Source organism: Mameliella sp. MMSF_3455 (assembly GCF_030733205.1).
Classification (GTDB): Bacteria; Pseudomonadota; Alphaproteobacteria; order Rhodobacterales; family Rhodobacteraceae; genus Antarctobacter.
The window spans coordinates 15,727-37,257 of record NZ_JASHJL010000036.1; the positions used below are offsets into that span (position 1 = coordinate 15,727).

Consider the following 21,531-nt stretch of genomic DNA (forward strand, 5'->3'; position numbering starts at 1 on the left):
GATGCACATTGACACGGCAGGATGCGCCATCGGAGTTCGAACACGTCGGCGTCTTGCCGGACGCGTCTGCGGTTGGCCAGATCATCGAGCACACCGCCGACATCGCCGTGCATATCGACGCCCGGGACACGGTCATCGGCATCTTCGTTAGTCCCGAATGCCCGGCCTTCGGATGCCTGGATCACTGGGTCGGCCGCAAGTTCGAAACCTTCCTGAACGTCGAAAGCAAGGTCAAATACGCCGCCCGCCGCGAGAGCCTTGCCGAAAGCCCGCAGCAATTCGGCGGTCCGCTTGAACTCAATCACTTCGACAATGCCGACTGGGAGTTCCCGGTGCGTTACGTTCCTCTGCCAGTCAATGGGGGAGAGACCCTGCTGCTGGTCGGGCGTGACATGCAGCCTGTGGCCGAGGTCCAGCAGCGGCTGGTCAACGAACAACTGGCCCGCGAGCGGGACAAGCAGCGCATCCGCAGCGCCGAGACCTTTTTCCGCGTGGTGCTGGAGGCGGCCGAGACACCGCTGATCCTCGTCGACCCGGACAGCGGGCGCATCCGCGATGCAAATAGCGCTGCCGCCGCCCTGCTGGGGGCCAAGCCCGACACGCTGCCCGGCAGCGCACTGAACCAGGCCTTTGAGGGGCGCCGCCGGTCGGAACTGATGGAGGCGCTGCAGGCGGCAGGGGGGCAGGACGACCGCCCCGGTATCGACCTTGTGGCGCGCCGCAACGACAAGCCCGTGGTCCTGTTCCCCGAGTTTTTCCGCGCCGCCGGAGAGCTTGGCCTGCTCTGCCGGCTTGCCCCGACCCGCGAGGAAGCCAGTGGCGGAACCGAGGCGGCGCAGGCATTGTCGACCCTCTTTGACGCCACCAGCGACGCCATCGTTCTGCTGGACGCCAATGGCATGATCCGCGAGGCCAACGAGGCGTTCCTTGTCATGGCCGATGCGGCGCAACTGCGTGACGTCAAGGACAGGCCCTTTTCAGATTTCCTGGTGCGCGGCGGCGTAAGCAGCCGCCTGCTGATGGACAGCACCCAGCGCGAGGGGCGCATCCGCAGCTTCATGGCGCAGTTCCGCAGTGTCGTGGGCACCCGCACCACCGTCGACATCTCGACGGCGCAACTGCGCAAGGGCGGGCGTGACCAGGGTATCGGGCTGATCCTGCGCGATGCCTCGGGCGGCGACATGGCGGTCGAAGCGGCCGCCGGGGCGGCGGTCAGCGAAGAGGCGCTCAAGAACGTCATGGACCTTGTCGGCACCGCCTCTCTCAAGGAGTTGGTCTCGGCCACCTCGGACGTGATCGAACGCATGTGCATCGACACCGCGCTGCAACTGACCAAGAACAACCGCGTCGCCGCCGCCGAGATGCTGGGCCTGTCGCGGCAGAGCCTCTACGTCAAGCTGCGCAAGTACGACATGCTGAACGGCGAACCCTCGGACGCCGGCTCGGGCGACCAGACAGGCCGATCGGGCTAGGCTGGCGGGGGCTCGGCCAAAGAAAACCCTTTCTCCGACTCGATGTGTGTAGTTAACTTGACGGCATGAGTGTATCGTCAAGTTTACATTTTACACGCCGCGCCCCGCATCCGCGGGCGGTGCTGACCTTGGTCAAGCCCATCACCTGGTTTCCGCCGATCTGGGCCTATCTCTGCGGCGCGGTCTCCTGCGGTGTCGCGGTCAACGCGGCGCCGGGGCAGGTGATCCTGAGCATGGTGCTGGCCGGCCCGGTGGTCTGCGGCATGAGCCAGGCCGCGAACGACTGGTGCGACCGCCATGTCGACGCCATCAATGAACCTGACAGGCCGATCCCTTCGGGGCGCATTCCCGGTCGCTGGGGGCTGTGGATCGCGCTGGCGATGACGCTGCTGGCGCTCTGGATCGGGTCATTCCTGGGGTCCTGGGGGTTTGGCGCGACGGTCTTTGGCGTGCTGGCCGCCTGGGCCTACTCGGCAGAGCCCGTGCGGCTGAAACGCTCCGGCATCTGGGGGCCCGGGCTGGTGGCGCTCTGTTACGAGGGATTGCCCTGGTTCACCGGCGCCGCCGTTATTTCCGCCGGGGCGCCCTCGGTGCAGGTGATCGCCGTTGCGGCGCTCTATGCGCTGGGCGCGCACGGGATCATGACGCTCAACGATTTCAAGGCCCTGAAAGGAGACCGCCGGATGGGGGTGAACTCCCTGCCCGTCACCCTGGGGCCGGGGCGCGCCGCGCGGGTGGCCTGTGGTGTCATGACGCTGCCACAAGTGGCGGTGATCGCGCTTCTGACGCTCTGGGGCGCGCCGATGCTGGCACTGGTCATCGCGGCGCTGTTGGCGGGGCAGGTCTGGGCGATGACCGTCCTCCTGCGTGATCCCGAAGGCCGCGCGCCCTGGTACAACGGCACCGGCGTGCTGATGTACGTCAGCGGCATGATGGTTGCCGCCTTCGCCTTGCGGAGCCTGGGGGCAGGGGGATGACGCTGGGGTGGCTGTCGATTGTCCGGCTGGGACTGGTGCAGATGTGCCTAGGCGCAATCGTCGTGCTGACGACCTCTGTGCTGAACCGGCTGATGGTGGTGGAACTGGCCTTGCCCGCGGTACTGCCGGGACTTCTGGTGGGGCTGCACTACGGCATCCAGATCACCCGCCCGAACTGGGGGTTCCTGTCCGATATCGGTGGGCGGCGCACGCGCTTCATCATCGGCGGCATGGCGGTGCTGGGACTGGGCGCGATCGGGGCGGCGCTGGGCGTGGCCCTGTTCGACATCGCTTTTGCCGCCGCGCTGATACTGTCGATACTGTCATACGCGCTGATCGGGCTGGGGGTGGGGGCCTCGGGCACCTCGCTGCTGGCCCTGCTGGCCACGGCGACCGACCCGCGCCGCCGCGCTGCTGCCGCCACCATCACCTGGCTGATGATGATCGCGGGCATCGCGCTGACGGCGGGCGGCATCGGCGCGCTCCTGGATCCCTACAGCCCGGCGCTGCTGTTGCGCATCGTGGCGGGCGTCACACTGGGCGCGCTGGTGCTGACGGTGCTAGCCACCTGGGGAATCGAGCGGCGCCTGGCCCCGCCCGCGCCGCAGCCCGAACCGCCCTCGCTGATCGAGGGCCTGCGCGAGGTCTGGGCCGAACCGGACGCCCGCGCCTTCACGGTTTTCGTCTTTCTTTCGATGATCGCCTATTTCATGCAGGAGCTGATCCTCGAACCCTACGCGGGCCTCGTCTTCGGTTTCACGCCCGGACAGTCCACCACCTTGAGCGGCGCACAGAACGGCGGTGTCTTCCTGGGGATGCTGGCGGTGGGCGTGGCGGCGACGGGGCTGCGCATCGGCAGCCTCTGTGCCTGGGTCATGGCGGGCTGCCTGGGGTCCGCGGCCAGCTTGGCGGCGATCACCCTGACCGGCGCCACGGGCAGCGTGGCGGCACTGATGCCGGCCGTGGTCGCGTTGGGCCTGTTCAACGGCATGTTCGCCGTGGCCGCCATCGGGTCGATGATGGCGCTTGCGGGACAGGGGCGTGGCGCGCGCGAGGGAACGCGCATGGGTCTCTGGGGCGCGGCCCAGGCCATTGCAGCGGGCTTTGGCGGGCTGACAGGGGCGGCGGCGGTTGACCTGCTGCGCCTGACGCTGGTGCCCGATGCCTCTGCCTTCGGGCTCGTTTTCCTGGCCGAGGCCGGGCTTTTCATCCTTGCCGCGCTGATGGCGCTGCGGGTCATCCCGGACCGTCGTCACGTGGCGGTCCGGATCACGCCGGGGGAATAGATCATGTTCGATGTCATCGTGGTGGGCGGCGGCCCCGCCGGGGCCACCGCCGCCGAAGACCTGGCGCGCTCGGGTCACCGGGTGGCCCTGCTGGACAGGGCCGGGCGGATCAAGCCCTGCGGCGGTGCCATCCCGCCCCGGCTGATTGCGGATTTCGACATCCCCGACGATCAACTTGTGGCCAGGATCACCACGGCGCGGATGATCTCGCCCACCGGGCGGCGGGTGGATATCCCGATCGAGAACGGCTTTGTCGGCATGGTCGACCGCGCGCATTTCGACGCCTTCCTGCGCACCCGTGCCCGTCGGGCCGGGGCGCGGCTGTTCTCCGGAACCTTTCGCCGGACCATCCGCGACGCCGGGGGCGCGCAGGTCGTCTACCGCGACAAGGCCAGCGGCGAAGAGCGCCGCCTTGGCGCCCGGCTGGTGATCGGGGCCGATGGTGCGCGCTCGCTGGTGGCCCGGGCCGAGGTGCCGGGCGGCGACCGCATCCCATATGTCATGGCCTACCACGAGATCATCGACGCCCCCGCGGCCTCCGGGCATTACGATCCGCGCCGCTGCGACGTGGTCTATGACGGGCGGATTTCTCCGGATTTCTACGGCTGGGTCTTTCCGCACGGGGCCTCTGCCAGCGTCGGCATGGGGTCGATGGTGCAGGGGGTGGACCTGAAGCGGGCCACAGCGGACCTGCGCGCGGCCTCGGGGTTGAGCGCCTGCCGCACTCTGCGCCGCGAGGGCGCGCCGATCCCGTTGCAGCCGCTGGCGCGCTGGGACAACGGGCGCGACGTGGTGCTGGCAGGCGATGCCGCCGGCGTGGTCGCCCCCAGTTCGGGCGAGGGGATCTATTACGCGATGGTTGGCGGCCGCGTGGCCGCCACCGCCGCCGCCGCCTGCCTGGCCAGCGGCCGGGTGCGCGACCTGCGGCTGGCCCGGCGCCTTTTCATGCGCGAGCACAAGACCGTGTTCCGGGTGCTGGGATCGATGCAGCGGGCCTATTACCGTTCGGACGAGCGGCGCGAGCGTTTCGTCTCGCTCTGTCATGACGTCGATGTGCAGAGCCTGACCTTCGAGGCCTACATGAACAAGAAGCTGGTCAGTGCCCGCCCGCTGGCGCATCTGAAGATCGGGCTGAAGAACCTCGCCCATCTGACCCGGCTGGTTCCCTCGGGCTATACCTAGGCGGGCAGGAGCCGCCCCTTTGCCCGCCGTCGGCATGTTGGCCGGGCGGGGAAGGGCATCTTTCTTGGAAACCTGAAAACGGCGGCCGCCGGACGGATCGTGCCGGACCGGGGTGTCAATCCCGGTCCCTCGGGGCGTCGCCCCCTTGTTCCGCGCAGATCAAAAGGCCCCCGAGCGGGGTCGTGATCCGGTCTTCAGTGCTAGCGGGGCAGAGGGTGCGGCGGGCAGGTTGACGAAAGATGAGCGCAGCGCGCGTTGCGCACAGCGGGCCCAGTCGAAGGCTCGTGCCACCACCGCCCGCCAGCCGCAAGTCATCCCCTGGGGCAGTTGCTGCAGCAGGTGGGTGAAGATCGTTGTGCCGCTGGGACGTTGAAAGAAGTCCACCTCCGTGGTGATCCGGTCGCCGACAAAGACAAGCTGGTCAAACGTGCCGGCCCAGTCCGCCGGTGGCACCTCGCCCAGCGGGTGGTCGACCACGACGCCGGCGGAATTTGCCTGCACGCCGGGCGCCGCATGGACCTGCGCCAGCGGATGGGCCGAGGCCCAGCTGGCCAGAAAGCCGTGGTGCAGGCCATTGGGGGCAACCAGGTAGCCGCGCCGGCCCCAGGTCGGTCAGCTCCTCGGCCTGCGCAGGATCGGGCGCGATGGGGGGGTATCCAAAGCCCGCCGTCCGGCAGGCGGGCGACGCACATTCGGGTGGGGAAATCGAACCCGGCGGCGCCCCGGATCGGCGGGCCGTCAACAGTCCAGAGGTCCTGCCCCAGCGGGATCAGCCTTGTCATCGCGTGCCCTCGGCGGATGAAACAATGGGGTACTGCCTACGGCCGCCAGATCGGCTTTGCCAATCTGCCTTGCAGCCAGTGGCAGGGGCCCGCGGCTGCAAGCGCGGGCTCCTGCCGGGGGCGGCGTCAGATCGCCGCCAGTTCGCCTTCGAGGTCCTTCATCTCGGCCCCGCCGGCCATCAGGCGGCGGATCTCGTCGTGGCTGAGCTCGCCCGCCTTGCCCGCGCCGATCACCTGTCCCAGCGCAAGGAAGGTGTACCGGTCGGCCACAAGCTGCGAGTGGATCTCGTTGTGGGTGATGAAGATGATGGCGATGTCGCCGCGCTTGCGCACGCGCTTGATCGTCTTCAGGACCTCCATCTGCTGCTTCTGCCCCAGCGCGCTGGTCGGCTCGTCCAGGATCAGGACCTTGGCGCCAAAGTAGATGGCGCGGGCGATGGCCAGCGTCTGGCGCTGACCGCCGGACATGGTGCCCACCGCCTGGGTCGGATCGCTGAAGTCGATGCCGATCTTGAGCATCTCGTCATGGGCGATCTTGTCCATCTCGGCCATGCGCAGGGTGCCCAGCGGGCCCTTCAACTCGCGCCCCATGAAGAAGTTGCGCGTCACGCTCATCAGCTGGTTCACGGCAAGGTCCTGGTAGACCGTGCCGATGCCCGCGTCCGAGGCATCGCGGGGCGAGCGGAAGTTGACTGGCTTGCCCTCGATGTAGAGCTGGCCGGAGGTCGGTTGGTGCACGCCCGCCAGGGTCTTGATCAGGGTGGATTTGCCGGCCCCGTTGTCCCCCAGAAGGGCGTGGACCTCGCCCGGGTAGACCTCGAGGTTGACGCCGTTCAGGGCCATGAAGGGGCCGAATTTCTTTACGAGGTTTTCGACGCGGAGATAGGGTTCGGTCATGGCTCAGATCCCCCCGGTGATGCGCTTGCGGATGCGTTCGTTGGCAAAGACCGCGGCCAGCAGGACAAGACCCACGAAGACCCGGTAGAAGGAACCGTCGAGCCAGGGAATGTAGAAGACCGCGTTGGCCACCAGCCCGAAGGTCACGGCGCCGAAAGCGACCCCGATGACCGAGCCGAAACCGCCGGTCATCAGCGTGCCGCCCACGACGGCGATGGCGATGGCGTTCAGTTCCATCAGGTTGCCCTTGGCCGCATCGGCGGTGTTGGTGTCATAGACCTGGCAGGCCGCGAACATGGTGGCGCAGAAGGCGGTGAACATGAACAGGCCGATCTTGACCTTGTTCACCGGCACGCCGTTGGCGCGGGCGCTGTCCTTGTTGTCGCCAGTGGCGTAGATCCAGTTGCCGATCTGGGTACGCGACAGCACGAACCATGCGCAGAAGGCGACCACGATCCACCACAGGAACCGCGCGTCGAACCCGTCGACCCATTGTTCCCCGCGGCGGTTGATGTTGCCGCCCAGCTGGAACCACAGGTCGTAGACCCAGCCGAAGACCTCGCCGCCCAGGATCCAGGCGACCCAGCTTTCCTCCTTGAAATCGGGCAGACCCGAGATCTGGGTGGACTGGTTGATGAGGCGGAAGCAGACCTCTGTCAGGCCGCGCAGGAAGAACAGGAAGGCCAGCGTCACGATGAAGCTGGACAGGCCCGAACGCACGACGATCGTTCCGATCATCCATCCGATGAACAGCGTCATGCACATGGTCAGGACAAAGGCGGTAAGCGGTGTCGCCTCTCCCAACCCGAAGGGCAGCCCCCATTTCAGCATCATGGCCATCGACATGCCGGCAAATCCGATCATCGAGCCGATGGAGAGGTCGAATTCCCCGGCGATCATCAGCATTGCGGCGCCGGTGGCGATGATGCCGAACTGCGAGATGATGGCGATGTTGTTCTTCAGCCCCAGCGCGTTGAACGCCTTGAAGTCCGAGGCAAAGGTGATCGCGGTCACGACGACGAGCATGACGATGAAGGCCCCGGCCTCGGGGCGGCGCACAAGGCGCATGAAGGTGGTTTCCTGCGTCAGCCGGTCCGCTTCGCTGCGGTCAGACATGAGACCCCCCAGTATGTAAGGATGTATCGAAAAAGGGGACAGGTTTGGCTGCCTGTCCCCGCGATGTTTCCGAATGTGCCCGCGATCAGCGGTTCACGCCCGCCTGCGATTTCACGTCGGCGGCGTTCGAAGCATCCACGAAGCCCGGGCCGGAGGTCACGTTGGCACCCGGTAGCATGCCTGCGTTGGTGTTGTAGAGGTGCAGGACGATGACCGGCATGTAACCCTGCAGGCGCTGCTGCTGGTCGATGGTGAAGGAGACGTGGCCCGCCTCGATCAGATCCATCACGCCGGGCGACAGGTCGAAGCAGGCCAGGTGCACGTCGGCGCCCACTTCCTCGACCGCTTCCCATGCCGCTTCGCAGACGTGGGGGCCAACCGCCATCAGGCCGTCGATGCTCTCGTCTGCCTGCAGGGCGGCGGCGGTGCGGGTCTTGATCTGGGTGACGTCGTTCGACACGTCGATCTGGTTCAGTTCCTGCCCGAAGGCGTCGAAATAGCCGGTGCAGCGATCCACCAGCGCGGTGTTGTAGGCTTCCTGGTTGAGGCACAGGCCGTTGGTCACGCCTTCTTCCTTGGCGCGTTCGCCCGCGGCCTTGCCGGCGTCGTATTCCGGTTGGCCGACGTGCATCAGCGCGCCCACATCCTTGGAGTTCTCAAGGCCGGAGTTGATGGTGATGACGGGGATGCCCGCGTCCACGGCGCTGCGGATCGCGCCGCCAAGCGCATCTGCATCGGGCAGCGAGACGATGATGCCGTCCGGGTCGGTCGCGGCGGCGGCCTCGATCAGCTTGGCCATGGCCGACATGTCGCCGGAAGGATCGAAATTGTATTCCAGCGTTGCACCGACGGCGGCAGCGGCATCCTTGGCGCCTTTCTCGACCACCGGCCAGAACGGGTCGGTGCCCTGGGTGTGGGTGATCATGACATAGCGTTCGGCCGCAGCGGCAGAGGCCATCGCCGCGATGGCAGCGGTGGCAAGCAGGATCTTTTTCATGGTGTCTCCTCCATTGGACAATTGCCCGTTTTCCCGGGCATTTGGTGCGGATCGGCTCTCTTCCGGAGCTGTTCTCCGGTTGAAAGCCTAGCAACGCCCCGGGGAGTTGTCAGCAATGAATGATGCCTCCTCCCGTCCCCCCGTGGCGGGTGGCGTTATCGCTAACGACCGAAGGTGGTTGCGTCGAGGATTTCGGCTGTTTCAGTGGTCAAATTCCCTCATGGATGAGGGGCTGTGACCCCGCATCCTGAGAGGATTCCATCATTTCAGGCCGAAGGGGCGAAAACCCTTGCGTCGCGACCGATGATCGGCGGCGCGGCGTTCAGCGTCTCGATGGCGAAACCGGCCGCGGCCTTGTAGTCGGCCAGAAAGGCCTCGCGCTCGTTCGGGGGGATCACGCTGTCGATGTCGTCGAAATGCCCGCCGCAGCGTTCGTCGACAAGGTTGAGCAGGCCAAAGGGACCGGCGCCGCGATTGCGCAGGATCAGCCTGGACACCGGGTCGCAAAGGCGCGCGTCATAGGCCCTGAGCGCTTCGGGGCGGACACCGTGTTCCAGCAGGCTTGCGCCCAGGGTGCGGGCGTCGATCACCGCCTGGCTGGCCCCGTTCGACCCGGTGGGATACATCGCATGGGCCGCATCCCCCATCAATGCCACGCGGCCCTGCACCCATGTCGGCACCGGGTCACGGTCGATCATCGGGTTTTCAAAGGCGCGCGAAGCGCCCCGGATCATCGTCGGCACGTCCAGCCAGTCATAGCGGAACTGGTCGAAATGATGCACGAAACTGTCGATCGGCACCTCGCGGAACCAGCCGGTTTCGGTCCAGTCCTCGTCCTCGCCCAGGGTGCGTTCGGCAATCCAGTTGATCTCGGCCAGCCCGTTCTCGTCGGGGGCGGAGATCGGGTAGATCACCATCCGGTGCCGGTGCGTGCCAAGGCCGACAAAGCTCGACCCGGTGCGGATCGGTTTCGCCCGCGTGGTGCCCCGCCACATCAGCGCGCCGCCCCAGTGGATCGGGGGCTGGTCGGGATGCATCTGCGCTCGGATCGCGGAATGGATGCCTTCGGCCCCGATCAGCAGGTCGGCGGTATCGGTGCGCGTGCCCCCGGCGCATTCCAGGTGCAGCGTCGCGCTGTCCTCATTCTGGGTATAGCCGGCCGCACGGCAGCCCGTCTGCACCGCGTCGGGGCCCAACCGGTCCAGCACGAGATCATAGAGCGCCATGTGGAACCGGCCCCGGTGGACGGCGTATTGCGGCCAGTTGTACCCGGCCTCCAGCCCGCGCGGTTCGGAATGGATGTCGGCGCCGCCGAGCCCGACCAGCGCCCATTCGCGGGCCGGGACACCGCAGCGGTCCAGCAGTTCCTGGCCGATGTCGAGGTCGAACAGCTCGCGCACCGCGTTGGGTTGCAGGTTGATGCCGACGCCCAGCGGTTTGAGTTCGCGCACCGCCTCGTAGACGGTGCAGGACAGGCCGATCTGGTGCAGCGTGAGCGCGGTGACAAGACCACCGATGCCGCCGCCTGCGATGATGACACGGGTCATTGCGCTCTCCGTTTCTGGGCGCTGAACTGGTATGCCAGAATTTCAGCCGAAGCAATTGGTTGCTACGCAAGGGAGAATGGCGTGCTGTCGCGCACAGCTTGTGGGTGTGCGGGCTCAGCGAGAGACCTTGATCTGCTCCATCAGGGCCAGCGACCGCAGCAGGTGATCGCGCATCCGGGCGCGCCATCCGCGCGGGGGCGTGGAAGTCCGCGCGACGTGAGGTCGCCCGGCGCCAGCGTTCCGGCGCGGATCTTTTCGGTCGGCGCATCGGTGACCTGGTCCGCGAACTTCTGCATCCAGAGCGCACGGCGGGAGGAAGCGTGGCTCATCCGTTGCCCTCCGCGCGGCCTTCGTGTCGGATCGAGGCGAGCAGCGACAGGCCTATCAGGCAGGCGCTCAGGAGGCCGGTGATGACCTCGGGTACATGGGGCAGCGACTGGGCGAACATGATGATCGACAGCACGAGCACGGAATAGAAGGCGCCGATGCCGAGCCCGATGGCGATCAGGAACAGGTTCTGGGTCAGGGCAAATGCGCCGATCACCGCGTCAAAGCTGAACGAGGTGTCCAGCAGCTAGCGGTAGAGAAAGGTCAGCAGCCCACAGACCGGGGCAAAGTGGACCTCGGCACCCTGGCCGGCCGGAAGGCTGACGGTAAACCCCACGGCGACGGCCAGAACAAGTGCAACCTTAGTGCCGCGAATCCCGGACCAGTCGCGCAGACGGCTTTCCAGCGCCTTCACCCGGTTGACCTCTTTTTCCTCGTCCATGCATTGGCTCAGCGCGACCATCATCAGGAAGGTGCCGCCGAAGGCCGAGATCGACAGATGCGCGCCTTCCATGATGTGGGCGTATTCCTGCGGCTCGCGCGGCGAGGATCAGCGCCTCGTTCGGCCCGGTGGCGGGGGCAAGGCAAAAGCCGCGCGCGTTGCCCGTGATGACATGCGCGCCGAATGAGTATTTTTGGAGAGAAGAAGCCCCGGGTGGTGTCAGAGGTTCAGCAGGCGCTTGGCGTTTTCCTTGAGGATCAGCGGGCGCACCTCGTCGCGGATGTCCAGCTCCTCGAAATCCTTGAGCCAGCGATCCGGCGTGATGGCGGGCCAGTCGGAGCCGAAGAGCATCTTCTTCTTCAGGATCGTGTTGGCGTATTGCACGAAGATCTTCGGGAAATACTTGGGCGACCAGCCGGACATGTCGATGTAGACGTTGGGCTTGTGCTGGGCGACCATCAGACCCTCTTCGGTCCAGGGAAACGAGGGGTGCGCCAGGACGATGGGCGTGTCCGGGAAATCCACCGCCACGTCGTCGACATGCACCGGGTTGGAGTATTTCAGACGCATCCCCATGCCGCCGCGCATCCCCGAGCCGACGCCGGTCTGGCCGGTGTGGAACAACATGACCGCGCCTTCCTCGGCAATCGCCTCGTACAGGGGATAGGCCCAGCGTTCGTTGGGGTAGAACCCCTGCATCGTCGGGTGGAACTTGAACCCCTTGACGCCGAATTCCTTGACCAGGCGCCGTGCCTCGCGGGCGCCGGCCTTGCCCTTGGAGGGGTCAATGCTGGCGAAGGGGATCAGGATGTCGTCGTTCTCGGCGGCGATCTGGGCCACTTCCTCGTTCGAGTAGCGGCGGAACCCGGTTTCGCGTTCGGCATCGACCGGGAAGATCACCGCGCCGATCTTGCGCTCGCGGAAATACTCGGCTGTCTGCTGGACCGAGGGCAGCATCCCCGATGCGCCCGCCGGGTTCTTGAAATACCTGGCCATGCCGGCCTGGAATTCGTCATAGCCATCGTCGCGGGGACCGCAGCAGGGTTCTTCGGCATGGGTGTGGATGTCGATGGCAACCAGGTCGTCGAGGTTCATCATGGTCTCTCTCCTATGCCTTCGGTCAGCTGGTGGGCGCCTGCACCTTGGCGGCGCGCTTTTCTAGGAAGTCCTTGAGACGCTGTTTCGCCTCGGGCGTCATGGTGGCCAGCGAGGCCACCATCGCCTCGGTGAACAGCCCGTCGTCGGCGGACATGTCCGCGATGCGGGGCAGGGCGTTGAGGATGGCGTAATTGGTGAACTCGGCGTTTTCCGCCATGCGATGCGCGATCTCACGCGCGCGGGACAGGGCCGTGCCGTCCTCGACGACATAGGACACGCCGCCCCAGCGTTCCATGTCACTGGCCGAGACAGAGCGCCCGGTCAACATCATGTCGCCCATGCGCGCAGGGCCGATCAACCGCGAGATGCGGACCGAGCCGCCGCCGCCGACAAAGATGCCGCGCGTGCCCTCTGGCAGGGCGAAAAAGGCGCTTTCCTCGGCCACGCGGATATGGGTGCTGGAGGCCAGCTCGAACCCGCCACCCACGGCCGCGCCGGTGATGGCGGCGACAAAGGGGATCTCGCCCAGTTCGATGGTCTCGAAGGTGCGGTGCCAGAGGCGCGACCCCTTGACCGCCTCGAAGAGCGGTTTTTCGGAATGTTCGGCAAGGTCCAGCCCGGCGCTGAAGTTCTTTCCATGACCGTGGATCACGCCCGCGCGGGCCTCTGCCGTGGCGCGGGCCACGGCCTGGCCCAGTGCGATCACAAAGCGGTCGGACAGGGCGTTGCGCTTGTCCGGACGGTTCAGCCCGATGACGGCGATGTCGCCGTCCAGTTCATAGGTGATCAGGCCGTCGCCCATCGTTTCCGGTTGTGCCGTCATGTCGGAAAACTCCTCCCCAGGGTGCCGCGCTGGCGGCAAGTTAGTTTCCAAGTAAACAATTTTCGCCGATGGAGTCAATCGGGCTTGCGCTTTGGGAGGATGGCATAACCGCTTTTCCTTGCGGTTCTTCTGGTATACCAAACTGGCGAAACGAGGCGCCGGGGAGGACGCATGAGTGATCTGAAACTTGCCGCGGGCATGTCGCGGCTGGGCACCGAATCCGCATTCGTGGTTCTTGCGCGGGCCGGCAAGCTGGCCGCCGAGGGGCGCGACATCATCAATCTTGGCATCGGGCAGCCCGATTTCGCCACGCCCGACCATATCGTCGAGGCCGGGATCAAGGCGCTGCGCGACGGCCACCACGGCTATACACCGGCCAACGGCATTCCCGCGCTGCGCGAGGCGGTGGCCGCCGACCTGCATCGACGGCATGGCGCCGAAGTGAACCCCGACAACGTGGTGGTGGTGCCGGGCGGCAAGCCGACCATGTTCTTTGCCGTTCTCATGTTCGGCGAACCGGGGGCGGAGATCATGTATCCCAACCCGGGCTTTCCGATCTACGAAAGCGTCATCAAGTATTCCGGCGCCACGCCGGTGCCCATCGCGCTGAAGGAAGAAAACGATTTCGCCTTTTCCGCCGAAGAGGTGCTGGGCCAGATCACCGAGAAGACGCGGCTGATCATCATCAACTCGCCCGCCAACCCGACCGGCGGCGTGACGCCCAAGGAAGAGATCGACAAGCTGGTGGCCGGTCTGGCCGATCACCCGCATGTGGCGCTGATGTCGGACGAGATCTATTCCAACATGCTTTACGGCGGGCGCGAACATGTCTCGTTGCTGAACTACCCGGAAATCCGCGACCGGCTGATCATGCTGGACGGCTGGTCCAAGACCTATGCCATGACCGGCTGGCGGATCGGCTACGCGGTCTGGCCCGATCAACTGGTCGACCATGCCACGCGGCTGTGCATCAACGACCATTCCTGCGTGAACGCGGCGACGCAATACGCCGGGATCGCCGCGCTGGACGGGCCGCAGGACGCGGTGCGCGACATGGTCGCCGCCTTCGACGAGCGCCGCCAGGTCATCGTCCGTGAATTGAACGCGCTGCCCGGCGTGCGCTGCGCCGATGCGGCGGGCGCCTTTTATGCCTTCCCCAATGTCGAGGGCACCGGGTTGACCTCGAAAGAGGCCGAGGCACGCTTTCTCGAAGAGGCGGGCGTGGCGACGGTGGCGGGGACATCCTTCGGCGCCTGGGGCGAGGGCTACCTGCGGTTCTCCTATGCCAACTCGACCGAGAACATCCTGGAGGCGCTTTCGCGCATCCGCAAACTTCTGTGACGAAAGGCCAAAGCCATGAGCGATACGCAACTGCTGATCTGCGGCAAGAGCTTCAATCAAGACGAGCGTGACCGGCTGAGTACGGCCTATCCGGCGGTGTATGTCGACGGGCCGGACGACATGGCGGGGCTGGATTCGAGCCTGCGGGCCAGCATTCGCGCGGTGGCCTACAAGGGTCACGCGCCCTTTGGCGGGGACCGGATGGACCTGTTCCCGCAACTGGGGGTGATCGCCAATTACGGCGTGGGCTATGATGCCATCGACGTCGAGGCCGCCAGCGCGCGCGGCATCGCGGTGACAAACACGCCGGACGTGCTGTCGGATGACGTGGCCGACCTGGCGGTGGGGCTGATGATCGCGCAGGCGCGGACGATGATCCGCGGCCATGCACATGTCGCCTCGGCGCGCTGGGCGCAGGAAGGGGAGATCCCGCTCAACCGCAAGGTCTCCGGTTCGACCGTGGGGATCGTGGGTCTGGGCCGCATCGGGCGCGAGATCGCCGACCGGCTGGCCGCCTTCAAGTGCGAGATCCACTATTCCTCGCGCACCGAGAAGGAGACACCGGGCTGGACCTATCATTCGGACGTGGTGTCTTTGGCGAAAGCGGTGGATTTCCTGGTGATCGCACTGGTCGGCGGGGCCGAGACCAAAGGCCATGTGACCCGCGAGGCGATCCAGGCGCTGGGGCCGCGCGGCGTGGTCATCAACATCTCGCGCGGGACGACCATCGACGAAGGCGCGTTGCTGGATGCGCTTGAGGCCGGAGAGATCGCGGGCGCGGGGCTGGATGTCTACGTGAACGAGCCCAACATCGACCCGCGGTTCCTGAAACTGGACAACGTTGTGTTGCAGCCGCACCAGGGGTCGGGGAGCGTCGAGACGCGGACCGCGATGGCGGAATTGCAGCTGGCCAACGTGGCGGCCTTCCTGAAGGGCGAGCCGCTGGTGACGCCAGTCAACTGAGGCCGCGCGGCGGGGCGAGCCCCGCCCTGCGCCACATGACCTGGGTCAAGGCAGGGCCGCGGGCGTTTCGGCATCCTTCGCGCGACAGGAGGGACGCCCATGAAGACGCTCATCGCCTATGCCTCGACCGAGGGGCAGACCCGCAGGATCGCCCGGTTCCTCATGGACCGGCTGGCCGATCAGGGGCATTCGGTCGAACTGTTGCCCGTCGCGGAAGCAGGGGACATCGACCTCGCGCGGTTTGACCGGGTGATCCTGGCCGCCTCGGTCCACCTGGGGCATTACCAGAAGGAGATGGGCGAATTCGCGGCCCGGCACGGAGCCGCGCTGGACCGCCTGCCGGTGTTTTTCGTGTCCGTCTCGCTGGCCGCTGCCGGACATGACGCCGAGGAATGGGCCGACCTCGACCGGATCGTGACGGATTTTGCGCAGGCGACAGACTGGCACCCAAGAAAGGTGCTGCAGGTGGCAGGCGCCTACCGGCCCTCCGACTACGACATCTTCCGCCGTTTCGTCATGCGCCGCATCGTTGCGGCCAAGGACCCGCAGGCCGATCCGGACAAGGATCGCGAATACACCGACTGGCAGGCCCTGGGGACGGCCCTCGATGACTGGATCGCGGCGAAGGGCTGACATTCGGCGGGCAGAATCGGTTAGGCTTCCTTCAAGGGCCCGCGACGGTCGGGTGAACAACGGGAGGAAGACCATGACTCAGCGCAGCACCGAGGGTCGGGGGCGCCGCTATGACAGCGTGCTCGACACGATCGGAAACACACCTGCGATCCGCATCAACCGCATCGCGCCAGACCATGTCACTGTCTACGTCAAGTTCGAGGCCTTCAACCCGGCGGGCTCGGTCAAGGATCGCCTGGCCATCGGTATCATCGAGCAGGCCGAACGGGACGGAACGCTGAAACCGGGGCAGACCGTGGTCGAGGCGACCAGCGGCAACACCGGTATCGGGCTGGCGATGGTCTGTGCCGCCAAGGGCTATCCGCTGGTGGTGACCATGGCCGAGAGCTTCTCTGTCGAACGGCGGCGGCTGATGCGTTTCCTGGGGGCCAAGGTCGTGCTGACGCCCAAGGCGCTCAAGGGGTTCGGCATGTATTCCAAGGCCAAGGAACTGGCCGAGGCGAACGGCTGGTTCCTGGCCAGCCAGTTTGAGACTTCGGCCAACGCCGATATCCACGAAAGCACCACCGCGCGCGAGATCATGAGCGATTTCGACGGTGAGCGGCTGGATTACTTTGTCACCGGTTACGGCACCGGGGGCACGGTCTCGGGTGTGGCGCGCGTTCTGCGCGCGGAACGCCCGGACACGAAGATCATCCTCAGCGAACCGGCCAATGCCGCGCTGGTGGGCTCGGGCTACACCAATACCCGCAACGAGGCGCATCAGCCCACCGAGAGTCACCCGAACTTCGAACCTCACCCGATCCAGGGCTGGACGCCGGATTTCATTCCCTGGGTGCTGCAGGAGAGCATCGACAAAGGCTATTACGACGAGTTGATCCCGGTGCCCGGTCCCGATGGCGTTGCCTGGTCGCGGCGGCTGGCGGCGGAAGAGGGGATCTTTACCGGGATCTCCGGCGGCGCCAGTTTCGCCGTGGCGATGAAGGCGGCAGAGAGCGCGCCCGAAGGTTCGGTCATGCTGGTCATGCTGCCCGACACGGGTGAACGTTATCTCTCGACGCCCCTGTTCGAAGGCCTGCCCGAGGACATGACCGAGGAGGAACGGGCGATTTCGCTGTCGACGCCCACGGCCCAGATGGCCGCGGAATAGGACAGGAACGGGTCCCCGCACCAAGGCCAAGGCTCTGCCAGCCGGGGCGCCACGACCCCGGCTGGCCGACATGATGAGGCGGACGACGAACTTGCGGCCCTGGTCAACCGATCAGATGGACCCGGCTTCGACCATGTAGTTCGACGCGGTGCACATGGCGCTGTCGTCGGAGGCCAGGAAAAGTGCCATGCGTGCCAGGTAGACCGGTTCGATCAGGTCCGGCAGGCATTGCCGCTGGCGGTGCTTGTCGATCGATTCCGGCGTGACCCAGAGTTCTTTCTGCCGTTCGGTCATGATCCAGCCGGGCACGATGGCGTTGACGCGGATGCTATGCTCGCCCAGGTCGCGGGCCATCGTCCGGGTCAGCCCGTGCACGGCGGATTTCGCCGTGGTGTAGGCAGGCATGCCGCCGCCCGCCTCCCACCAGCTGTTCGATCCCATGTTGATGATCGACCCGCCGCCGGCCTCGATCATGCCGGGTGCGACGGCCTGGATGGCAAAGAACTGGTGGCGGATGTTGGTGGCCATGCGCTCGTCCCAGTACTCGGGGGTGACGTCCTGCCAGCTGTGGCGGTCGTCGCGGGCGGCGTTGTTGACCAGCACCGTGGCGGGGCCAAGGGACTCGGCCAGGCGGGCGAAGCTGGCCTTGAGCTGGTCGATCTCACGCAGGTCGCAATAGTCGAAGAGGACCTCGCCATCGGTCTCGGCGGCGAGTTTCTCGCCGGCCTCGCGGTCGAAATCGACAAAGCCGGTGCGCGCGCCCTGCGCCGCGAAGGCGCGGACCATCTCGGAGCCGATGCCCGAGGCGCCGCCGGTGATGAAGACGGTCTTGCCCTTGAGGCTTGGGTAGATCGCGAAGTCTGGCATGCTGTTCTCCGTGGTTGGCGGGGTAGGGGGCGCTGATCGGCCGTTGTTTGCACCCAGAGAAACAACTTGGGTTGCGTCGTGCTCAAGCGCCGTACGAAAAGCCGACAGCGCTTGCCAGCTGACCTGACATTTTTGGTTTTAGCGCTCTTATAGCCGCCAGGCAAACTATTCGCACGCGCTCAAGCAGTTCCGCCGCAACCGCCCAGAACCTCCGCAAACAGGCCAAGATCTTTCCTGCACCGCAGCAACCTCGGAAAGCCTGACAGGAAAGGCGCTCGCGCACGAAATAGATACCACTTTCTGCGTCAGCAACACGTTGTTTATCCAAAGAATCGGCGGAAATCGGGCTTTCGCTGCGGTCGCGAGTACGTCGCTATCGGACATCGGAAGCCGCTATTCGCGCAGCGGGCCCGCTTCATCTGAAGTATTGTTGGGTATGGCGGAGGCGAGATTTCTCTGCGATCGCGGCAAGGTCACCTCGCGACGTCTGAGCCGACAAGAAACAATCGTGAATGCTGGGAAGAATGGACATCGCTTGTGAGCGCGAAGGGAGTGTGATTCAAGTTCAACTGCTTAAAAGAGGCTGGCAAAGCGAATTGGACTGAGCCGACCGCCAAGGATGGCTATCAATGCACCATATTCCGGACCAAGTAAGCCGCATCGCATCGAATTGCCATGCACGATTCAGGCAGCAACCCGCGACCAAAGATCCCTGACGATTTCTCGAATATTTAGCGCGTCCTCCCATCTGTCGGATAAATCGTCGCCGTCGGGGCCGGAGATGGCATAAGGTTTCGGCCCAAGTTCCACGGTGAAGGTCAGGCTGCCGCCGGGGGCACCCCGCGCCAGCCAGTCGCCGAAGCCCATTGCCCACCACGCCGCGAACTGGTCGACCCAGGGTTTGTGATAGGGGAAGCCGATCTCGATCTGGATCTGTTCGGCGCTTGAGACGCGCCCGTGAAATCCCCGCGCATGGCGCAGGATACGGGCGATCATCGCCTGATTCACCGGCGAGATCGGCATGGTCATTTCCTGACCGCAGACATAATGCGACAGGTCGGCCAGCAACGGCAGGTCGCCCAGCTTGTCGATCATCTCGCGCGTTGACCAAAGGTCGTTGGTCATCATGCCGCGGTGGGTCTCGACCAGCACCGGGACACCGTATTCCCTGGACAGTTCTTGCCATCCTGCGAGGATCGGCAGGCTGGAGGCGACATCGTAGGGGCGCACGTCCGGCTGGATGGTCAGGTGATGGATCTTGTGCTCGGCGGCCAGTTCCAGCGCCGGGCGCAGGTCGTCGATGTCACGTGGAAAGGCCTGACCTTCGACGACAAAGCCCCGGTCGCGCGCCTGCCCGATCCATTTGTCGACATCGGCGCGGGTGTGGAAATGGGTGCAGATGCCATCGAACCCGGCATTTGCGATCATCTCGAACTTTTCTTCGGTGGACCATTCCATGCCATCAGACTGGTGCCGCTCCATGCCCCAGAGCGATTGCAGGATGTGAAGATCAGGCATGACAAATTTCCATGAGTGAGGCCGCCGCGCCGTGGCACGGGCCGCGACAGTGGTGTGTGAAGGGCATCGGGACGGGCCGATGTCAGCCGTTCACCGTTTCCATGAAGGCGACGAAGTCTTCGTCCTTGATCGGGACGCTGTGCTCTGGTCCCGGGTAGCCACCGGCGTCCACGTCGGCCTTGAAATCCTTCATCGCTGCGACGCGTTCGGCCTGTAGCCGGGCCAGTTCCGGGGCGAAGTTGCGATAGACCTTGCCGTGGCGCGGCTTGTGGTTCTTGCCGTAGCCGCAGATATCCTCGGTAAAGAGGTATTGCGCGTCGGCGTATTTTCCCGCGCCCATGCCCAGCATGATGAGCGAGGAGTTCTCGGTCAGGAATTTCGCCACCCGGTCGGGGACGACCTCCAGCTCTGCCCCGAAAACGCCGATCTCCTCCAGCTTTTGCACGTGCCGCCAAAGCGCCAGTGCCTCATCCGCCGTCTTGCCCACCGCGCGCCAGCCGGTCCACGTGATGTAGGACGGAATCAGCCCGATATGGCCAACCACCGGGATGTGATTGTCACAGAGCACCTTCTGGATGTCGTATGACGCCGAACAGTAAACGCAGTCGCCGCCCAGCGCAGAATAATGAAAGGCCGCGCGCAAATAGTCCTCGGCGGTGGCAAGGGGACGCCCGTTGAACTGCCCCCAGCCGCCGTAAGGCAGGCCAACCTGCACAAAGCAGTCACCGGCGGCGGCGCGCATCTCGGCATCAAAGAACCGGCCCTCGATCGACAGCATGTGAATGCCTGCCTCGGCGGCGGCGGCGGCTTCGTCCGGCGTGGTGACAAACAGCATCGAGATTTTCTCGCCGCGCCTTTTCATTGCGCGGATGTCTTCGACGTGGGGGCGGTTGTGGTACATCTGTTCCTCCTCGGCCTTGGTCAGGCGGCTTTCAACTGGCGTTTCAGGTTTTCGGCAGGGTCGGCCAGAACATGGGGATCGATCCGCGCGCCGCGTTCGATGAGCTTTTCGAAGATGCGGAGATCCTTGGCGATCCTGTTGCCCGGCCCGATCCCGGCGGCAGCAGAGAGGCGCCCGTCGGCGTCACACTGGAAGACGAGTGTCTTGTCATCGCCAGTTTCGCGGCAGCGGACGGGGCGGCCCATGTCGAACAGGCCCGCGACCTGCAGTGTCAGGTCGTATTGGTCAGACCAGAACCACGGCACCTTGGCATAGGCGTCCGAGCCGCCCAGCATCGCCGTGGCCACATGCGCGCCCTGATCCTGCGCTGCCTTCCAGCTTTCCAGCCGGATGCGCGTGCCCCGCCATTGGAAGTTGCAGCAATCTCCGGCGGCAAAGATATTCGGGTCAGAGGTGCGAAACTGCCCGTCCACGACGATGCCGTTGTCCACCGTGATCCCCGCCGCCTCGGCCAGCGCGGTCTCTGGCCGCGCGCCGACACCTGCGATGACCGCGTCGAAGTCGAGCGCGGTGCCATCGGCAAGCGTGATCCTGCGCGCATCGGCTGCCGCCACATCCGCGCCGGTCAGTAGGCGGGCGCCTTCGGCCCCGTGGCGATCTGCGACCCGCGCGGCGATCTCTTGTGGTACGGCCCGGCCCAGAACGCGCGGCGCGGCCTCGATCACCGTGACCTCGGCCCCGGCCTTGCGAGCGGTGGCGGCCAGTTCGAGACCGATGAAACCGCCGCCGATGATGCCGATGCGCGCACGCGGCCTCAGCTGGGCCTGAATGGCGGTGGCATCCCGGTCGCTGCGCAGCGTCAGGCAGCCCGCCATGCCGGGGAACAAGCGCGCCCGCGCGCCGGTCGCCAGAAGCAGGCTGTCATAGGTCAGGCAATCCCCATCCGCCAAGGTCACGGAGCGGGCTGCCGGATCAATCCCGGACACCCGCGCACCCAACCGAAGCGTGATGCCCGCCTCGGCATAGGCTGACGCGGGCCTGATGGCCTTTGGTGCGGCCTGCGGGTTCTTTGACAGCGGCGGGCGTTCATAGGGCAGCGCGGCCTCTTCGCCGATCAGCGTGATGGTGCCGTCAAACCCCTGTCCCCGCAGCGCAAAGGCTGCGCGCACGCCGCTTTCGCCGGCGCCTATGATCAAGATTGCTGTCATGGAT

Annotated in this window: 20 protein-coding genes and 1 pseudogene; 8 read left to right on the forward strand and 13 right to left on the reverse strand. The window is 65.7% G+C overall.

Annotated elements, in window-relative coordinates:
• Positions 1-8 precede the first annotated feature (8 nt).
• The 4 genes from ppsR (at position 9) to RBB42_RS21020 (ending at position 4,917) form a co-directional block, all read left to right on the forward strand.
• Positions 9-1,472, forward strand: a complete 1,464-nt coding sequence (ppsR, locus tag RBB42_RS21005) for a transcriptional regulator PpsR (RefSeq protein ID WP_305971579.1) — start codon at positions 9-11, stop codon at positions 1,470-1,472.
• A 65-nt stretch (positions 1,473-1,537) separates the two neighbouring features.
• Positions 1,538-2,449 (forward strand): chlorophyll synthase ChlG, encoded by a 912-nt coding sequence (gene chlG / locus RBB42_RS21010; RefSeq protein ID WP_305971580.1) that lies wholly within the window; start codon positions 1,538-1,540, stop codon positions 2,447-2,449.
• Positions 2,446-3,735, forward strand: a complete 1,290-nt coding sequence (locus tag RBB42_RS21015) for a BCD family MFS transporter (RefSeq protein ID WP_305971581.1) — start codon at positions 2,446-2,448, stop codon at positions 3,733-3,735. The genes chlG and RBB42_RS21015 overlap by 4 nt, the downstream gene beginning before the upstream one ends.
• A 3-nt stretch (positions 3,736-3,738) precedes the next feature.
• Entirely contained in the window at positions 3,739-4,917 is a 1,179-nt protein-coding gene (locus RBB42_RS21020) for a geranylgeranyl diphosphate reductase (RefSeq protein WP_305971582.1), read from the forward strand.
• A gap of 159 nt (positions 4,918-5,076) precedes the next feature.
• On the opposite strand, the gene RBB42_RS21025 is transcribed toward RBB42_RS21020, so the two are convergent.
• The 9 genes and pseudogenes from RBB42_RS21025 to RBB42_RS21065 form a co-directional block, all read right to left on the reverse strand.
• Positions 5,077-5,418, reverse strand: coding sequence for a hypothetical protein (locus RBB42_RS21025; RefSeq protein WP_305971583.1), 342 nt, complete (start codon positions 5,416-5,418; stop codon positions 5,077-5,079).
• 407 nt (positions 5,419-5,825) lie between these two features.
• Positions 5,826-6,596, reverse strand: coding sequence for an ATP-binding cassette domain-containing protein (locus RBB42_RS21030; RefSeq protein ID WP_305971584.1), 771 nt, complete (start codon positions 6,594-6,596; stop codon positions 5,826-5,828).
• Between the two features lie 3 nt (positions 6,597-6,599).
• Positions 6,600-7,712, reverse strand: a complete 1,113-nt coding sequence (locus tag RBB42_RS21035; RefSeq protein ID WP_305971585.1) for an ABC transporter permease — start codon at positions 7,710-7,712, stop codon at positions 6,600-6,602.
• Between the two features lie 85 nt (positions 7,713-7,797).
• The gene (locus RBB42_RS21040; RefSeq protein WP_305971586.1) at positions 7,798-8,709 is read right to left on the reverse strand and encodes a sugar ABC transporter substrate-binding protein; all 912 of its coding nucleotides are present in this window, start codon (positions 8,707-8,709) and stop codon (positions 7,798-7,800) included.
• A gap of 266 nt (positions 8,710-8,975) precedes the next feature.
• The gene (locus RBB42_RS21045; protein WP_305971587.1) at positions 8,976-10,256 is read right to left on the reverse strand and encodes a flavin-dependent oxidoreductase; all 1,281 of its coding nucleotides are present in this window, start codon (positions 10,254-10,256) and stop codon (positions 8,976-8,978) included.
• Between the two features lie 140 nt (positions 10,257-10,396).
• Positions 10,397-10,585 (reverse strand): hypothetical protein, encoded by a 189-nt coding sequence (locus RBB42_RS21050; RefSeq protein WP_305971588.1) that lies wholly within the window; start codon positions 10,583-10,585, stop codon positions 10,397-10,399.
• A pseudogene (locus tag RBB42_RS21055) lies at positions 10,582-11,097 on the reverse strand (DUF475 domain-containing protein). Before RBB42_RS21055 ends, RBB42_RS21050 begins: the two are co-directional and overlap by 4 nt.
• Positions 11,098-11,244: 147 nt before the next feature.
• Positions 11,245-12,120 (reverse strand): amidohydrolase family protein, encoded by an 876-nt coding sequence (locus RBB42_RS21060; RefSeq protein ID WP_305971612.1) that lies wholly within the window; start codon positions 12,118-12,120, stop codon positions 11,245-11,247.
• Positions 12,121-12,145: 25 nt separating this feature from the next.
• Positions 12,146-12,946 (reverse strand): crotonase/enoyl-CoA hydratase family protein, encoded by an 801-nt coding sequence (locus RBB42_RS21065; protein WP_305971589.1) that lies wholly within the window; start codon positions 12,944-12,946, stop codon positions 12,146-12,148.
• Positions 12,947-13,117: 171 nt separating this feature from the next.
• Between RBB42_RS21065 and RBB42_RS21070 the strand changes: the two genes are divergently transcribed.
• From RBB42_RS21070 to RBB42_RS21085, 4 genes are all read left to right on the forward strand, one after another.
• A complete protein-coding gene (locus RBB42_RS21070) occupies positions 13,118-14,287 on the forward strand; it encodes a pyridoxal phosphate-dependent aminotransferase (protein ID WP_305971590.1) in 1,170 nt (389 codons plus the stop codon).
• A 15-nt stretch (positions 14,288-14,302) separates the two neighbouring features.
• Positions 14,303-15,250, forward strand: coding sequence for a 2-hydroxyacid dehydrogenase (locus tag RBB42_RS21075; RefSeq protein WP_305971591.1), 948 nt, complete (start codon positions 14,303-14,305; stop codon positions 15,248-15,250).
• A 99-nt stretch (positions 15,251-15,349) separates the two neighbouring features.
• On the forward strand, positions 15,350-15,883 hold the full coding sequence (locus RBB42_RS21080; RefSeq protein WP_306043825.1) for a flavodoxin domain-containing protein: 534 nt from the start codon (positions 15,350-15,352) through the stop codon (positions 15,881-15,883).
• 73 nt (positions 15,884-15,956) lie between these two features.
• Positions 15,957-17,033, forward strand: coding sequence for a PLP-dependent cysteine synthase family protein (locus RBB42_RS21085; RefSeq protein WP_305971593.1), 1,077 nt, complete (start codon positions 15,957-15,959; stop codon positions 17,031-17,033).
• Between the two features lie 111 nt (positions 17,034-17,144).
• Here RBB42_RS21085 and RBB42_RS21090 read toward each other — a convergent pair whose 3' ends face one another.
• The 4 genes from RBB42_RS21090 to RBB42_RS21105 form a co-directional block, all read right to left on the reverse strand.
• Positions 17,145-17,900 (reverse strand): SDR family NAD(P)-dependent oxidoreductase, encoded by a 756-nt coding sequence (locus tag RBB42_RS21090; RefSeq protein ID WP_305971594.1) that lies wholly within the window; start codon positions 17,898-17,900, stop codon positions 17,145-17,147.
• A gap of 684 nt (positions 17,901-18,584) precedes the next feature.
• Positions 18,585-19,418: a sugar phosphate isomerase/epimerase family protein gene (locus tag RBB42_RS21095; RefSeq protein WP_305971595.1), complete on the reverse strand. Its 834-nt coding sequence runs from the start codon at positions 19,416-19,418 to the stop codon at positions 18,585-18,587.
• An 82-nt stretch (positions 19,419-19,500) separates the two neighbouring features.
• Positions 19,501-20,319 carry a 3-methyl-2-oxobutanoate hydroxymethyltransferase gene (locus RBB42_RS21100; protein ID WP_305971596.1) on the reverse strand — a complete coding sequence of 273 codons (819 nt, stop codon included), beginning with the start codon at positions 20,317-20,319 and terminating at the stop codon, positions 19,501-19,503.
• A 20-nt stretch (positions 20,320-20,339) separates the two neighbouring features.
• Positions 20,340-21,527 (reverse strand): NAD(P)/FAD-dependent oxidoreductase, encoded by a 1,188-nt coding sequence (locus tag RBB42_RS21105; protein ID WP_305971597.1) that lies wholly within the window; start codon positions 21,525-21,527, stop codon positions 20,340-20,342.
• Between the last annotated feature and the right edge of the window lie 4 nt (positions 21,528-21,531).